Below are 15,702 nucleotides of genomic sequence, written 5' to 3' on the forward strand. Positions count from 1 at the left end.
GATGGACCGGATCGCCGCAGCCTTGGAACGCATGGCGCCCGCCCCGCTGCGGGCGCCGGATTTCGACGCGGCAGAGGCCTTCGTCTGGCATGTCGCGCCCGACCGGCTGGAACCGGTGCAAACCGTAAGCCGCATCCCGCTCGATCTGCTGGTGGGGCTTGACCGCACCCGTGACACGCTGCTGGCCAATACCGAGCAGTTCGCCCGCGGCCTGCCTGCCAACAACGCCCTGCTCTGGGGCGCCCGCGGCATGGGAAAATCCAGCATCGTCAAGGCGATCCACGGCGATCTTCAGGCCCGCGGCCTGGCGCTGAAACTGGTGGAACTGCAACGCGAGGATCTGCCCTCGGTATCACGCCTGCTGAATCTGCTGCGCGCCTCGGACCACCGCTTCATCCTTTTCTGCGACGACCTGTCTTTCAGTCATGACGACCAGCATTACAAGAGCCTCAAGGCGGTGCTGGACGGCGGCATCGAAGGGCGGCCCGACAACGTGGTCTTCTACGCCACGTCGAACCGCCGCCACCTGATGCCCCGCGACATGATCGAAAACGAACGCGGCTCGGCCATCAACCCCGCCGAGGCGGTCGAGGAAAAGGTCTCGCTCTCGGACCGGTTCGGTCTCTGGCTGGGCTTCCATCCCTGCGATCAGGACAGCTACCTCGCGATGATCCGCGGCTATTGCGACGCCTACGGGGTCAAGATCGACGACGACACCCTGCGCGCCGAAGCCATCGAATGGCAGGCCACGCGCGGCGCCCGCTCGGGCCGGGTGGCCTGGCAATACTTCACCGATCTGGCCGGCCGCCGGGGCGTGCGCATCGGCTGATCCGACCCTTCTTCTTGGCTGAAACTCCAGAGAGCACGAGAGACAGCGTCTCTCGTATCGCCCCAAGGGGGCGATCCACGACCCGACCACGCCGAAGCAAGATCCCTCAGTTCAGGTAGGCCATCGGATCGACGCTGTCGAACCCGTCGCGCACCTCGAAATGGATGCGCGCGGGATCGCCTGCGCGGACCTTGCCGATGCTCTGGCCGCGGCTGACCGCGTCGCCCTTCTTCACCGTCAGCCCGTCGAGGTGCGTATAGACCGTGAGCAGATTGTCGGGGTGCTTGATCACCACGATCGGCACGTTGTCGGTGTTGGTGGTGATCGCCGCGACCTGGCCGCTGGCGGCGGCCTTCACCGGCGTGCCGGCGGGGGCCGAGATGTCGATGCCGTCGTTGCGGCCCTTGGCATATTCGCGGATGATGCTGCCCTGCACCGGATAAGACATCTTGGCGCTGCTGCTGGCGGCGGGCTTGCTGGTCTCGCCGATATCGGGCTTGGGGACCGGCGGCGCCGGGGCCGCCGCCGCGGCGGTCGCGGCCTCCGGCAGGGGTTTGGAGGCGGAGGGCGGCTCGGGTGTGCGCGACCCCGTGCCCGGGGGGGCGGTGGTCTGCGGCTCGAGCGTCGCGGTCTCGACCGGCGCGGCCGACGCGGCGCTGACCGGGATCAGCAGGTACTGGCCTTCGCGCACCGAAAAATCGCTGTCGAGCCCGTTCCATTCGGCCAGCGACCGCGGCGTCACGCCGTAAAGCCGCGCGATGGTGAACGCCGTCTCGCCGCGGTTGACCTGGTGGCGCACCGGTTCCGCGCCCGCGCCGCTGCGCGCGGCGGTGGTCGTGCGGGCGGGGGTTGCGGGCGCGCGGTCGATCGCGTCCGACGCCAACGTCGTGATATCGACCTCTGCGGCCGGGCGGATGACGCCCGTCGTCTCACCCACCCGGCGGGGCAGGGCGATGACCTCGCCCGCGCGCAGCGGATCCTCGGGCCGGATGCCGTTGAACGTGGCGAGCTCACCCACCGGCAGGCCGATGCGGGTGGCCAGCGTCGACAGCGTGTCGCCGCGCCGCGCCACGGCGACCTGGTAGCTGGGATAGCTCAGCACACCGCGACTGTCGGGCTTGGGGCGCGGGGCGGTGGCGCTGAGCGCGGCGCCCGAGGTGTCGACCGATCCGCCCATCCGGCCGCGCATGTCGAAATCCAGCGGGCTGTCGCCGCAGGCGGCCAGTGCTGTCAGCGCGATCACCGCGCCGGTCAGGCGTGTGTGGGAGGTCATGCGGGCATGTGTCATCTCGATATCCTCAGGCGCGCCCCTTGTCGCCGGGACGTCATGACTGCATTTGCCGGTCAGCTGTCCTTGCCCAGACCTTCGACCAGCGGCACAAAGCGCACGGGGCGCAACTCATCGTATTCATAACCCGCCTCGTGCCGGGTAACACGGATCAGGCTTTGCACCGCGTCCGACTGGCCCACGGGCACCACCATGATACCGCCAATCTTGAGCTGCGCCAAGAGCGGCCCGGGCGGGTCCTCGGCGGCGGCGGTCACAAGAATGCGGTCGAACGGCGCCTGGTCAGGCAGGCCGTGCGATCCGTCCGCGGTGAAAGCGGTGATATTGGTCAGGCTGAGCGCGTCAAAGACGCTCCGCGCCTCGCGCACCAGCCGCATGTGCCGGTCGACCGTATAGACCCGGCGCGCCAGCTGCGACAGGATTGCCGCCTGGTAGCCCGACCCGGTCCCGACCTCGAGCACCTTGTCCCGCGCGCTGACCTGCAGCGCCTGGGTCATCAGCCCGACGACCGAGGGCTGGGAGATGGTCTGCCCGCAGGCGATGGGCAGCGGCATGTCCTCATAGGCGCGCTCGGTGAAATAGCCGCGAATGAAGGGCGCCCGGTCGATCTTTTCCATCGCCGACAGCACCGCCTTGTCGGTCACGCCCTTTGACCGCAGCGCGTAGAGGAACTGCATCTTGCGTTCCGCGTCGTCGGTCATGCGAAGGCGTCTTTCAGACTGTCCAGCATGTCATGCGCGGTCAGATCCGCCCGCATCGGCGTGACCGAGATATAGCCATCAAGGTTCACCTGCGCATCGGTGCCAGCGCGGGTCGCGGCGCGCTGGTCGCCGCCCCGGATCCACAGGAACCGCCGCCCCGAGGGCGAGGTGGCGGGCTCCACGCTGAAGGATGTGCCCTGCCGCAGGCCCTGCGGCGCCACGCGCGTGCCCCTGACCGCTGCGGCCGGCACGGGCGGGAAATTGACGTTATAGAATGTGCGGTACTCCGATTCGCCGGGCGGATCATGCGCAAGGATACGGCGCAGGGTGTCGACTCCGTGCAGGCGCGCCGCCTCGAACGGGTCGTCGGCGCGGACATTGTCGGGGCCCAGGTATTGCGACAGCGCGACTGCCGGAAGGCCCTGCAATGCGGCTTCAAGCGCGCCGCCCAAGGTGCCGGAATAAAGCGCGTTTTCGGCGGAATTGTTGCCGCGGTTCACGCCCGACAGCACCAGGTCGGGGGGGGCGTCCTTCATCACGTCATGGAGCCCCACCAGCACGCAATCCGCCGGGCTGCCCTCGGTGGCATAGGTCCGCGCGTCCATGCGGCTGACCATCATCGGATGGGTGTAGCTGATGCAATGCGCCACGCCCGATTGTTCAAACGCCGGGGCCACGGTCCAGACCTCGCCCTCGGGTCCGGCCAGATCGGTCGCGATCTCGCGCAGTACCGCGAGGCCCGGCGCGTTGATCCCGTCGTCATTGGTGATGAGAATGCGCATGATCCCGCCTGTCCGTGGTTTACGACTGCATATGGCTTTGCGCTGCAAGGGGCAAGCCGGCCGGGCGGATGGCCGATGCCGGATGCCTCCGGCGGGAGTATTTTGACCAAGAAGAAAGCCCGAGCGCTTTCCGGCTTCAGCGCCGGTTCCTGCTTCTTCTTGGCAAATATCCTCCGGGGAGTTTGAGGGGCTGGCCCCTCAATCCAGGTCGGCCAGCAGGCGCGCCGCTTCGTCACGGGGATGGGCGAGCACGCTGCGATCCTCACCGGGGAAGAACCGCGCGCGGGTGGCGGTGGCCATCGGGCGCGGTGTCAGGATGCGCACCCTGGGCCCGATCCGTTCCGATTCCGCCTGCCAGCTGCGCGCCAGAGCAATCTGCGCCGCCTTGGTGGTCCCGTAATGCCCGAAGAACTTTTCGCCCGCATGCGGATCGTCGAAGAAAAGTGCGGTGCCCTCGCTGCCCAGAAGCGGCGCGATGTAGGGCACGAGATGCCCCATGGCACCTGCGTTGATGGTCAGGCTCTTGTCCCAGTCCCGGGCATCCATATGGCCCACGGGCGTCAGCGGGGCGGCGTGCACGGCCGTATGCGCCCAGAGGTCGACCTTGCCCCAGCGGTCATAGACCGACCGGCAAAGCTGCGCCATGGCGTCGGGCTTGGTGATGTCCATCGGCGCCAGCGTCGCCTGGCCGCCCTCCGCCTGGATCGCATCGTCAAGCTCTTCCAGCCCGCCCACGGTGCGGGCGACGGCGACGATGTGGTGGGTTTCGGCAAGCGCCAGCGCCAGGGCATAACCCAGCCCGCGCGAGGCACCGGTGACAAGGGCGATCTTTTGCGTCATGGCCGCGTCAAAGCCGAAACCCGGGGCACTGTCAACTCACGGCATGGCCAGCCAGTGCGCCGTGCCGTTCTGCGCCAGCGCCAGCCGCCCCTCGTCGATGGCGATCACGGTGTCGCCGCCGATCTCGTCGCCGCGGGAGACCTTGGCGATCTTGCCGTTCGACAGGCGCAGAAGTGCGGTCAGGTTGTCCTGCGGCCCGAAGGTGCCCAGCAGGATCAGCGCGTCGAGGTTGGCGTCGGTTTCACGGGTTGCGTTTTCGGCCACGATGGCCGGGGTGTCGGTGGTGTCAGGAGTTTCTGCCATGGTGTTGCATCTGCTGTCTGTGGATTTGCAGTGCAGGTATGCCGCGGCGCAGCATGATAAAAGGGGGGCACGCACGGAGCGCCGGGGCGGTGGCAAGGCTCCGCCGATGCGTCCTGATTTCATTCAGGTTTTATTAGTTCCCCGCGCCGCTGTCGTAGCTGATCTGCCAGCTTTGCGGCACCGACGTGCCGTCATAGTCCGGTCCCGCGCCGACGGCGAGGTCGGGGCGGCGCAGAATCTGGCGCACGATTTCGGGCACCATCACGCCCGAGATATGCCGCCCCAGGCAGCTGTGCAGCCCCTGGCCAAAGGTGAAGGTATCGCTGAAATCGCGGTCCGACAGAAACCCGTGGGGATCGGGAAAGGCCGCGGCGTCGAACATCGCGCTGTGCGTGACGGCCAGAACCGTGGTGCCCTTGCGGACCAGCGTTTCCTGCGCCGTGCCCATGGCCATCGGCGTATCGCGGTGGCAGGTGCGGAAGAAATACGGGAAGGCGGGCTTGTAGCGCAGCGCCTCCCACACGTAGCCGTCGAAGTCCTCGGCCCGCCCGCCAAGTGCCGCGTCGCGTGCCCGTCGGTGCAGGTCGGGATCGGCTGTAAGCACCTGCAGCGCGTTGCAGACCGTGTGTGACGTCGTCTCGACCGCGCCGATCAGAAGCCCGCCGACGTTGAAGACTACGTCCTTTACTCCGAAATCGACGCCGTCGCTGAACGACAGCCGCAGAAGCCGCGAGACCGGGTCGTCCTTGCGGCTGCCGAACCGCACGGCCGCCGACCGGCGCAGCACCAGGCGCCCCAGGTAGATCGCCATCATCACGTTGGCCTGTTCGCGGTTCTTCACGATTCCTGCCTGATCCAGCCCCTCGACCACATGGTCGAACGGCTGGTTCCAGAACGCGTCCTGCTGGTTCCAGTAGGACCAGTCGATGAGCTTGTCGGGGTCTGATCGGGTGAAGCCGAACCAGTCCTGCACCAGCTTGACCGGCACGCCGCGCGACAGGCCGCGCACCATCTCGATCCGGCCGCCGGCGTCATCGAGGATTGCATCGGTGGTGTTGCGCACCCAGTCGCGGATCTTCGGTACGTCCTCGATATCGAGGATCGCCTTCATGATCGACTTTTCGCGCCAGTGACCGGCGGTGTCGTCCTGCGCCATGAAATAGCCGCCCTGCTTGGGCTTGTAGAGGTCGACGCCAAAGGTTTCTGGCCGCCGCAGCACCTTGGTGCAGTCGTCAAAGCGGAAGACCAGCGTCACGTCGTCGGTCACGTAGACCGGGCGTTCGGCGCGCATCTGGGCGAAGAAGGGCAGGGGTTCGTCGAACAGGAACCCGCGCGCCAGTTTCCATTTCTCTGCCGGGGCGGCGGCGTCAAGCCGGGCAAGGTAATCGGTCATCTGGTCCCCTCAGAGCGTTTTCATGAATTCCACCAGCGCGCGGCGGTCTTCTTCGGTGAACCCGGACGCACCGTATTCGTGGCCCTTGTTGGAATCGCCTTCGACCACCCGGGCGCCCTGGCGCGTCACCAGTTCGAACCCGCCGCCGGTGGTCACGTAGCCGACCTTTTCGGGATCGAATTCGTAATTGCCGACGGTAAAGCTGGTCATCCGTTCGTCGGCAGGCAGCAGCAGTTCGTACAGGTTGGCCACCGATCCGTTATGCAGGTAGGGCGAGGTGGCCCAGATCCCGTCCAGCGGGCGCGCCTTGTAGCCCAGGATCAGCACGTCCTTGGCACGCATGCATTCGGCGCGTTCGCCCGCGCGGGGGTCAAAGGGGCTTTTGGCCATGGTCACGTCCGGGCGCAGCCGCACCCCAAAGAAGGTCGGCACCGCCTCGGCGATCAGGTCGCCCTTGGCACCGATGAGCGAGGCCTTGACCGTTGCGCCCAGCATGTTGGCCACCGGCTCGATCTCTTCCATCACGTCGCCGTTGTTGTCCTTCGACCCCTTCAGCGGTCCGGTGGGGCCGCGATAGACATAGGCGTTGCAGGCCATCCAGATGTCCGTCAGCTCCTCGCGCGGGGTCTTTTCGAACGGCACCATGACTTCCGTCGGCTTGCCCTCTTCCTGCATGTCGGGCAGCAGGTGACAATCGGCGCAATGTTCGCGGAACAGCGGCTCTCCGGCGGCGGCCAGATCGGTGTCGATGGGCGGAAAGGCCTCGGGCCAGGCGGGGGCATCAAGCGCCTGCAGAATCTGTTCCATCCGCATCAGGTTGTTGACCTTGACCGAGGACTGAAAGCCCTTGATCGTGTCGGCAGTGCCGGTGTTGGGTTTGATCAGTACCTCGCCGAACACGCCCATGACCTCGCCCGTGTTGCGGCCAAGGGCACCGTATTCCAGCGTGTCGCCGGGCAGGTTCAGCCGGGAATTGGCCGCCACGCCGTTCCACTGCACGCGCTCCTGCCGCCAGATGTCCCAAAGGAAGGGATAGCTGACCGGCGCGTTGGCGGCGTTGCCGTCCTTCGCCTCGGCCCCGGTGAACATCAGGATCTTGTTGAGGATATGGCCCACCGCGTCCAGCCGGCCAAAGCCGTAACGCACCGGCGTTTCGTTCATCTCGTCCGTCAGCATCTGCCAGGCCAGGAACTGGCCAAAGGCGTCCTCCAGCATGGTGCGGTTTTCCGGCGTGTCCTTGCCGTCGAGCACGGCGGCATTGAACCGCTCCCATTTCTCGGGATCGTCGCGCGTGGCCTTGAGCGCGTCGTCCAATCCTTCGATGAAGCTTTGGAAATCCAGCAGGCTGGGTCCGCCGTCGATCACCATGTCGGTGCCCTGATAGGTCACGCGGGCGGTGTGGCAGGCCGCGCAATTGAGCCCCATCCAGGTTTCCGCGGTGTCATCGCCGCCTTGCTGGCCGTCGTACCAGCGCAGGCCGGTGTTGACGAAATCGGTGTCGGCCTGGATGTCCTTGGCAAAACCGATGGGCCGATCGACGCCGCTGCCGTCGGGCGGCGCGATAAAGCCATAAGCCAGAAGGTTGTCCATGTCGCGGAACGGCGTGGTGCTGTCTGGTTGCTCCAGCGCGTTCCACCACGCCTCAGGGATCAGGCGCGAGCCTTGCGTGGCCCAGTACCAGTCGCTGCGGTTCTCGGGTGTCCAGCCCTGCACCAGGTCGGCGGGGTCGGGCGTGTCATCCCAGCAGGCGGCAGTCATCAGCGGGGCCAGAAGGGCCAGAGAAATGAGTTTGGCGGAAAATCTGTTGCGGGTCATGGCATGTCCTGCGTCAATAAGGAATGGAAAATACCGGCTCACTCCGTCGCGCGTCTGAGCAGATCGATAGAGCCCTGAAGATCGTTTTGCGGGTCAAGCTGGATGCCCAGCTGCTTTTCGGCCAGCGCGGTCGCGCGCAGGGTGTTGGCCCCCACAAGACCGTCGATCGACCCCACCGGCAGGCCGATTTCCGTAAGCAGCCGCTGCAATTCGCGCACATCCGGATCGCCGATGATCCGCACCGACCCGCTGCCGCCGTCGGTGGCGGCCAGCCGCAGCAGGCTGTTGTCCCGCGCCGAGGTGGCGAGCGCATAGCTGCCGTCCTCGCTCACATCGAGGTCGGAGGGTAGGAAGGGCAGGGTGACGGTGCCCACAAGTTCGAGGATCGACAGGCCGTCGTTACGGGCGAACTGGTCGATCTCGAAACTGAGCCGGCTGCCCACCAGGATCACCGACTGATCGCATGAAGCCGAGACCAGCCCCGCCGGTTCGCGCATGTTGGTGCCCGGCAGAACCGGAGAGATCGCGCGCGTCGGCGCCAGCGAAAAGCTGACCGTGGATTGCGGGTCGAGGCTTTGAAAAAGGTCGTTGTAATCCACCAGCGACAGCACCTGCAGCCCCATGTCGGCGACCAGAAAGCTGGTGCCGCGGCCCGACCGGCAGGGCAGGTTGCCCAACAGCGGGAAGGTTGCATAGGGCTGGCGCGCGGTCTTGCTGGCGCTTTCCTCGCTCACCTCGCTCAGGATCCGTTCCTTGCCGACGCTGATCGCCTGCAGCCGCGAATCCCAGGCGGCATTGGCGAAAAGCGTCAGGTTCTGCGCATCGAACCAGGCCCCTGTCACGCCACGCCAGGCGTCCGACGCGCGGTAGCTTTGACGAAACTGCGGATCGGTGGGGTCGTTCACGTCGACCACACCGAAAAACCCGTCGGAACTGTCGGTGCGCAGCGCCCCGATGGTCAGGAAATCGTCCGGCGTGGCCGAAAGCACCGCATATTGCAGCAGCCGCCGCAGGTTCAGCCCGCCGATCCGTTCAAGCTTGCGGTCGAAGACGGCGACATAGGAGGATTTGCCATCGTTGACGATGGCATAGACGGCCCGCCCGCGCGGGTCGATGGCCAGATCGTCCGCCGCCATCTTCAGCGTCACGCTGGTCAGCGCCTGCAGGGTCTGTCCGTCGCGCAGCTCGATCACCGACGCGCCCGCCGCATTGGTGCCCAGCACATAGGCATCGTCGCCCTGCAGATAGACCTTGTCGGGCGTGATATCGAGCGCGGTGCGGTTTTCGACCGTGAGGGTCTGCACCGGCGAAAAGTCCGGCCCCGCGGCGGCGGGCGCCCCGGGCAGGGTGGTCAGGATCAGGGCAAGCGCCGCGCTCAGGATCAGGGACAGGGGCAGGGGGATCATGGGGTCAGGTTCCATTCGAAATCGGGCACGACAGACATCTTTCGCGGCTCGAGCTTGGTGCCGTCGACCGACGGCACAACCGTCACGTCGAGGCTCCGAAACGGCTCTTCCAGCTTGACGTCGGCCAGCACGCTGGCCAGCGTCTCGAGCTTCTGGTGCACCTCCGGGATGATGAATTCGCCGACGCGGGCATTGTCATCCAGCCGTTCGCGTTCAAAGAAGTTCTGGTTCGGGTTCAGCCGCAGCGGCGATCCGGCGCGGCTGACCGTGTCGTCGCCGTCGTTGAAGCGCAGGAAAGGCCGGATGTTGATGAAGATGCCGTCGACCTGCACGCCGCCGCCGATGAGCTTTTCATAGCGGATGCGCAGCGTGCCGTCGGGCGCGGTTTCGACGTTCCAGTCGAAGCGGCTGCCCAGTTCGGTCATGTTGTCCTCGATCTCTTCCAGCCGGTCGTGCAGCGGAGGGTCGTCCTGGGTCATCTTGCCGATGATCTTGCGCAGAAGCGTCACCTGCTGGTTGAGCCGGTCAATCTCCATATGCCCGATCAGCGGCATGGCGAATTCGATGGGGATCATCAGCGTCAGCCCGCTGGCCTGATCGACCGTGCCCTTGATCACCCCCAGCACCGTACCGTCGCCGTCATAGACCGGGCTGCCGCTCTGGCCGCTGTCGGTTTCCAGGTTCAGCGACCAGGCATAGGGAAAATCGCCACTTTCGGAATCGTTGTAATCGGCGGTCTTGCGGCGGTAGGTGTCGCCCGCAAATCCCGAGGTGAACAGCGGCGAGGGATTGCTGCGGTCATAGGAACTGGTGCGCCCGATCCGCAGCGGCTGCGGTTTTTCCATGTCGAACGGCAGCTTGGCCTTCATCAGCAGCAGATCGACACGCTCAAGCTCGGACGCGATGAGCAGGGGAAAGGCGTTCGATCCATCGTTGTTGCGCGAGGCGGTGAATTTGACCTGCTTGGCACCGGCCTTTTCCAGCGGTTCGAGGAAATGCCGGGTGGTCAGGATAAAGCCGTCGTTGCCCACGAAAAAGCCGGTCGCCTGCGCCTTGACGCCACCCGGCACCCCGAGAAGCTCGTGCCCGTCGGCCGAGGCGGTTCCAACCGCGCTGAGCCTGACGAGGCCGGGGCGCACAACCTCGTGATGGTCCTGCTGCGCCCGGGCCATGCCCAGGCTTGCGCATAGAAAGAGAAGGGATATCAGATATTTCACGGCCTCACTTCCCATAAATGTATTGTACGGCCGCCACGTCTAGCGGGCTGAGCTGACCATCGTTGCCGTAGACCGGGTTGCAGTAGTTCATCACCGAATCCGGATCCCAGGGCGTCAGGCTGGTGTCGTCGCCCATCTCGCCCTGCGCCTGGTCGCATTCGCCGGGCGTGTCGGGGCGGTTCTGTTCATGGGCAAAGCCGATGGCATGCCCGAACTCATGCACCGCGATCACCCGGTTGCAGTAGTCCATCTGGTCCTGACATCCCGGCGTCCAGATGTCGTAGACGAAGTTCAGCACCATCCCTTTCGGCATGCCGTCTATGAACTTGCCCAGATGCTTCACATGCGGGCCGTCATCCTCGATGGCGATGTGAATACCGCCCATCTCCTCGCGGCACTGCACCCAGCCAAAGAATTCCAGCGCCGAGGCGGCGGCCCAGGTGTTTTCCACTGCCGCCTGCACGGTGGCACGGGCCTCGGCAAACTCGTCCGACATATCCTCCCAGCAGACAAAGATCTCGGGGCTGTCCCAGATCGCCGTGCGCAGGGGGAAGGCGCGGTCGGTGATGTTCTTTTCCTGCTCCTCTGTCAGACGACCGATAAAGTCGCCGTCGTCCCGGGGGGCAGAGAAATCCGGCAGTTCCGGCGCAGGCAATACGCCGAGCGCGCCGGAGGGCTCGGTAGGGGTGTCGGGCGCTTCGGCGGTGTCGTCAGGCGCGGTATTGTCCGCGCGGGTGGCGGCATCCGGCGCATGCTCGGGCGTCGGGTTGGTTGCGTCCTGCGCGCTTGCGGGCAGGGCGGCAAGGCAGAAAAGCAGTGGCAAGACACGCGCCAAGAGGGAACGGAAGCGATCCATAAGGCAATCCAGTCCGGGCCAACGGCGGCCCAATATGTTCAGCAAAAACGGTTTTCGGTACTAATACGCCAAGCGTAACATCGCGTGCCACAACCACAAAGCGAAATTTCGCGGAGGGGTCGGCATCCGCGAGCGCCCGCCACCGGGGTGACGTAAAAAATTTCCGGCTCGCGCCAAGGATTGACCCGCCGCGCGCGTCCTACCCATTGTGATGCGCATGACAGCAACCGACGAGGATCTGGCCCAAGCTGCGGCCCGGGGGGACCGGGACGCCTTTGGCCTGCTGGTCGAACGGAACTATGATCGCATCTTCCGGTTGGCCTTTCGCTTGTCGGGCAGCCGCGCCGATGCCGAGGATCTGACGCAGGACATCTGCGCCGCCTTGCCCGGCAAGCTGCAGGGCTGGCGCGGGCAGGCGCGGTTCACCACCTGGCTTTACCGCGTCGTTGTCAACGCCAGTCACGACCTGCGCCGCCGCCGGGCCAGCCACGCACGCGCCGCCAGCGGCTGGGGTGAGGTGGAACTGGCGCGGCAGGCCGAGGCGGCGGAAACCACGGAGGCGCTGTCATGGCTGACCACCGCAATGGCCGCGCTGCCCAACGATCTGCGCGACACCGCGGTGCTTGTGGTCAGCGAGGATCAAAGCCATGCGGACACCGCCGCCATCCTCGGCGTGTCCGAAGGCACGGTGTCGTGGCGCATGTCCGAGATCCGCAAACGGCTGCGCGCCATGGCAGAGCAAGAGGTACGGCAATGACCGACGAACTGGACAAGCTGCGGGCGGCAATGCAGGCCGCGACGCCGGAACCGGACCGCGATGCCAAGGCGCGGCATCTGGCGCTGGCGCAGAAAAATTTCGACGCCCTCCAAGGATCGCGGTCTGAGGTGCGTCACACACCTGAAAGCACGCCCAAGGGGGGCGGGCTGATGACAGGAGTGATCCGCATGTTTGCTGAAATGACATCCCGCAAGGCCCTGGTGGGCACGACATCGCTGGTGGCCGCGTCGGTGGCGCTGTTCGTGGTGCTGCCGGTTGGGGAGTTTTCGCGCGCCCCCACGCCGGTGGTGGCGACAGAGGTCGAGGAAAGCCCGCGCCTGCGCCAGCCTGCGGATCCTCTGGCGATGGCCGATGCGCCATCGCCAGGCGCCGTCACCGGCGGCATCATGGCAGAGTCGATGCCTTCGCCGGCCCCTCGGGTGCAGATGAAGACCGCGCCGCAAGGCGATGCCGCGACAAGCTATCTTGCGCCGCCGTCGCCGTCCCGTGCCAGCCCTGAACTGATGGTCATGGCGGAGGCAGACACCGAGGCCTTTGCCAATGCCGATCCCAACCCGCTGAAGGTCACGGCCGAAGACCCTGTTTCGACCTTCTCCATCGACGTGGACACCGCCTCCTATGGCATCGTGCGGTCGTCGATTCTGCGCGGCCAGTTGCCGCCGCCCGACGCCGTGCGCATCGAGGAGATGATCAACTACTTCCCTTACGACTATGCCGCGCCCGAACCCGGAGACGCGCCGTTCCGGCCTGCGGTGTCGGTGGTTCAGGCCCCGTGGAACGACGGCACCCGGCTGGTGCACATCGGCCTGCAGGGGGAAATGCCCGCTGTGGCCGACCGTCCGCCGCTGAACCTGGTGTTCCTGATCGACACCTCGGGCTCGATGCAGGATTCCGACAAGCTGCCGTTGCTGGTGCAGTCGTTCCGGCTGATGCTGGCCGAACTGCGCGCCGAGGATGAGGTGGCCATCGTCACCTATGCGGGCAGTGCGGGCCTGGCGCTGGAACCGACACCTGCGGCGGAGCGGGGCAAGATCATGGCCGCCCTTTCCGGGCTGCAGGCCGGCGGGTCGACCGCCGGGCAGGCCGGGTTGCAGCAGGCCTATGCGGTGGCCGAAGAGATGCAGGGCGAGGGCGAGCTGAGCCGCGTCCTGCTGGCCACCGACGGCGATTTCAACGTCGGGCTGTCCGACCCCGGCGCGCTCGAGGATTTCATCGCCGACAAGCGCGAGGGCGGCACCTATCTATCGGTTCTGGGCTTTGGCCGCGGCAACCTTGACGATGCGACGATGCAGGCGCTGGCGCAGAACGGCAACGGGCGCGCGGCCTATATTGACACGCTGTCCGAGGCACGCAAGGTGCTGGTGGACGAGCTTTCCGGCGCGCTTTTTCCGATCGCCGACGACGTCAAGATCCAGGTGGAATTCAACCCCGCCGCGGTCGCGGAATACCGGCTCATCGGCTATGAGACCCGGGCGCTGGCGCGCGAGGATTTCGCTAACGACGCCGTCGACGCGGGCGAGATCGGCGCGGGCCATTCGGTCACCGCGCTCTACGAGGTGACGCCCGTGGGGTCGGATGCGGTGCTGAACGCGCCGCTGCGGTACGGGGAGGCGGCTGCGACCGGCGATGCCCAAGAGCTTGGCTTCCTGCGCCTGCGCTACAAGGCCCCCGGGGATGCAACCAGCCAGCTGATCGAAACCCCGATTGCCAACACGGTGGCGGCGGCGGATGCCGATGTGCGCTTTGCCACCGCCATCGCGGGCTTCGGCCAGCTTTTGCGCGACGGCAAATACCTGGGTGACTGGGGGTTGGACGACGCGACAGCGCTGGCCGTGTCGGCGCGCGGCGAAGATGCCTTTGGCTACCGCACCGAGGCGATCGAACTGATGCGCCTGGCCGCCGCGCTGCAGGCGGCAAGGCAATAGCACCTTCGGCACCTGATGCCGCGCCGCCCCGCCGGGGCGGCGCGGTAGCACCTTGGGATGGAACGCGGCCAAGACCGCTGTTCCCGGGCCGCAGCGGGTGGCATCCCCCCGACATGGGGCGTTCCAGTCCGCCCTCGTTCCACTTTACAGAGCCGCGTCAAGAAACGGCCAGCCGAACAGAGCTTCGCGAATTTCTGGTCAGAGCCCAAAATGATGTATGCTGCTACGATTACATCAAGACGCGATGCAAGAAAAAGCTTACGTTGCCTGGTTCGAAGGCGACCCAGAGTTACCGCTGCCCACTTTGCCTTGATCATGCGATTGCAGCCTGCATATCGGCCATTCGCTACAAGCGTAATTTTCAGTGATTGGCAAATTCGATCACTTCAGGCAATGCGTACATGTTGTGATGGCCAGCCGGTCTTGCTTTTGCGGCCTTTCACCGATGTTAGTTAGTTGGGTATTGAACGGCAACAGAGCAATTTAACGCGTTTCCGGCTTTGCCTTTGTCAACGGTGTTCGCGTAAATTTCTTCGTGCGGATCATACTTTTTCGCACAAATGGCTCTTATGTGCGTCTAGCGCGCAAGCGCAAAGCGCCAATACTGGCGAGCCCTGCAAGTAGCAATAGAGCAGAAGCCGGAAGTGGTACGACGGTCATCGGATCTTCGGTAGTCGTGTCGACGAGCTCGCCATTGAACAACAGGCTGAACCGGATGCCAGCCAGCGAGTAATCTCCGAGAAGCGAGGAGTCATTGAATTGACCGGCGTCCAAAAGAAAGCCAATCGTACTGGAAGCATCAGCGCTCGTCGCAGCTGCTGCAAGCGCCCCAACTTGACTGGAGTCGGTTGCGGCGAAAGTCTCGTCGAAGCCGCCAGAATTGTAGCGCACGAAGGCCGCTTCCTGCTCGCCCGAAGGTAGCGCGCTGTCAAAGACAAGGTTTAGGAAATAGAATTCTTGAATTCTGACTGAGTAGCCTAAAGCCTGATCGGATGCAGACAGACTGACACCAAGTTGTTGGCCGGTGGACAGGGTGGTGCTGCGAACCCCGGCGCCACCCGTATCACAAGCGAGAGTTCCGTTTGTGCAGAACGATGGCGCGGGATCCAACGTTGTTCCCGGAAACGGGTTTGCAAAGGTCACTGCGCCCTGATTTGATGTCACCCCCATCGTCAGTGAACCGGCACTTGCCCCACTTCCATAGTTGATTGCAAAAATGGTCTGCTGATTTGCGCCGGATTGGTCGGTGAGCCCAGCTTGTGTGAAGTCGATTACAAGGGCCTTGGCAGGGGCCGCCAGCACGAGACCGCCTGCAATGCAGGCCATAAGAAATTTGAACATTCTTTTTCCTTTTTATACATAAAACATGGTTGCACTGTTATCGTTGATTTACAAGCTTGGACCCGGAAATGCATTCGACACAGCACAAAAAGCCTTGATTCCCACACGGTTAACGCGTGTTTTCCGTCCATCGCACAATTTGCCGCTCCTGCGAGGATTGACCAAGAGGAGCCTATGCCGCCTTGCGGCGGTGCAAGGCTGAACTTGCGATTATCGCCAGATGAATGT

General features: G+C 65.0%; 14 protein-coding genes. 3 read left to right on the top strand and 11 right to left on the bottom strand.

Going from position 1 to position 15,702, the window contains the following annotated elements; genetic code table 11:
- The first annotated feature begins 1 nt into the window (after position 1).
- Positions 2 to 829 (top strand): ATP-binding protein, encoded by an 828-nt coding sequence (locus ACOXXX_RS00340; protein ID WP_422824940.1) that lies wholly within the window; start codon positions 2 to 4, stop codon positions 827 to 829.
- Positions 830 to 935: 106 nt separating this feature from the next.
- On the opposite strand, the gene ACOXXX_RS00345 is transcribed toward ACOXXX_RS00340, so the two are convergent.
- The 10 genes from ACOXXX_RS00345 to ACOXXX_RS00390 all read right to left on the bottom strand — a co-directional run bounded on the left by ACOXXX_RS00345 (position 936) and on the right by ACOXXX_RS00390 (position 11,397).
- Positions 936 to 2,117 carry a peptidoglycan DD-metalloendopeptidase family protein gene (locus ACOXXX_RS00345; protein WP_422824548.1) on the bottom strand — a complete coding sequence of 394 codons (1,182 nt, stop codon included), beginning with the start codon at positions 2,115 to 2,117 and terminating at the stop codon, positions 936 to 938.
- Positions 2,118 to 2,173: 56 nt separating this feature from the next.
- Positions 2,174 to 2,818 carry a protein-L-isoaspartate(D-aspartate) O-methyltransferase gene (locus ACOXXX_RS00350; protein WP_422824549.1) on the bottom strand — a complete coding sequence of 215 codons (645 nt, stop codon included), beginning with the start codon at positions 2,816 to 2,818 and terminating at the stop codon, positions 2,174 to 2,176.
- On the bottom strand, positions 2,815 to 3,600 hold the full coding sequence (gene surE / locus ACOXXX_RS00355) for a 5'/3'-nucleotidase SurE (protein ID WP_422824550.1): 786 nt from the start codon (positions 3,598 to 3,600) through the stop codon (positions 2,815 to 2,817). The genes ACOXXX_RS00350 and surE overlap by 4 nt, the downstream gene beginning before the upstream one ends.
- A 198-nt stretch (positions 3,601 to 3,798) precedes the next feature.
- Positions 3,799 to 4,440 (bottom strand): SDR family NAD(P)-dependent oxidoreductase, encoded by a 642-nt coding sequence (locus tag ACOXXX_RS00360; protein WP_422824551.1) that lies wholly within the window; start codon positions 4,438 to 4,440, stop codon positions 3,799 to 3,801.
- Between the two features lie 36 nt (positions 4,441 to 4,476).
- Positions 4,477 to 4,743, bottom strand: a complete 267-nt coding sequence (locus tag ACOXXX_RS00365) for an amidophosphoribosyltransferase (protein ID WP_422824552.1) — start codon at positions 4,741 to 4,743, stop codon at positions 4,477 to 4,479.
- Between the two features lie 133 nt (positions 4,744 to 4,876).
- Complete coding sequence (locus ACOXXX_RS00370) at positions 4,877 to 6,136, bottom strand: cytochrome P450 (RefSeq protein WP_422824553.1); 1,260 nt, start codon at positions 6,134 to 6,136, stop codon at positions 4,877 to 4,879.
- A 9-nt stretch (positions 6,137 to 6,145) separates the two neighbouring features.
- A complete protein-coding gene (locus tag ACOXXX_RS00375; protein WP_422824554.1) occupies positions 6,146 to 7,951 on the bottom strand; it encodes a di-heme-cytochrome C peroxidase in 1,806 nt (601 codons plus the stop codon).
- Positions 7,952 to 7,989: 38 nt separating this feature from the next.
- Positions 7,990 to 9,357 carry a peptidoglycan-binding domain-containing protein gene (locus ACOXXX_RS00380; protein WP_422824555.1) on the bottom strand — a complete coding sequence of 456 codons (1,368 nt, stop codon included), beginning with the start codon at positions 9,355 to 9,357 and terminating at the stop codon, positions 7,990 to 7,992.
- Complete coding sequence (locus ACOXXX_RS00385; RefSeq protein WP_422824556.1) at positions 9,354 to 10,529, bottom strand: S1 family peptidase; 1,176 nt, start codon at positions 10,527 to 10,529, stop codon at positions 9,354 to 9,356. The genes ACOXXX_RS00380 and ACOXXX_RS00385 overlap by 4 nt, the downstream gene beginning before the upstream one ends.
- A 49-nt stretch (positions 10,530 to 10,578) precedes the next feature.
- Positions 10,579 to 11,397, bottom strand: coding sequence for a M12 family metallopeptidase (locus ACOXXX_RS00390; RefSeq protein ID WP_422824557.1), 819 nt, complete (start codon positions 11,395 to 11,397; stop codon positions 10,579 to 10,581).
- Positions 11,398 to 11,647: 250 nt separating this feature from the next.
- On the opposite strand from ACOXXX_RS00390, the gene ACOXXX_RS00395 reads away from it, so the two are divergent.
- Both ACOXXX_RS00395 and ACOXXX_RS00400 read left to right on the top strand, forming a co-directional pair.
- Complete coding sequence (locus ACOXXX_RS00395; RefSeq protein WP_422824558.1) at positions 11,648 to 12,187, top strand: RNA polymerase sigma factor; 540 nt, start codon at positions 11,648 to 11,650, stop codon at positions 12,185 to 12,187.
- Positions 12,184 to 14,133, top strand: coding sequence for a vWA domain-containing protein (locus tag ACOXXX_RS00400; RefSeq protein ID WP_422824559.1), 1,950 nt, complete (start codon positions 12,184 to 12,186; stop codon positions 14,131 to 14,133). The genes ACOXXX_RS00395 and ACOXXX_RS00400 overlap by 4 nt, the downstream gene beginning before the upstream one ends.
- Before the next feature lie 567 nt (positions 14,134 to 14,700).
- Here the strand turns inward: ACOXXX_RS00400 and ACOXXX_RS00405 are convergent.
- Positions 14,701 to 15,474 (bottom strand): hypothetical protein, encoded by a 774-nt coding sequence (locus ACOXXX_RS00405; RefSeq protein ID WP_422824560.1) that lies wholly within the window; start codon positions 15,472 to 15,474, stop codon positions 14,701 to 14,703.
- Positions 15,475 to 15,702: the final 228 nt, after the last annotated feature.

Source organism: Thalassococcus sp. BH17M4-6, from assembly GCF_049323015.1.
GTDB lineage: Bacteria > Pseudomonadota > Alphaproteobacteria > Rhodobacterales > Rhodobacteraceae > Puniceibacterium.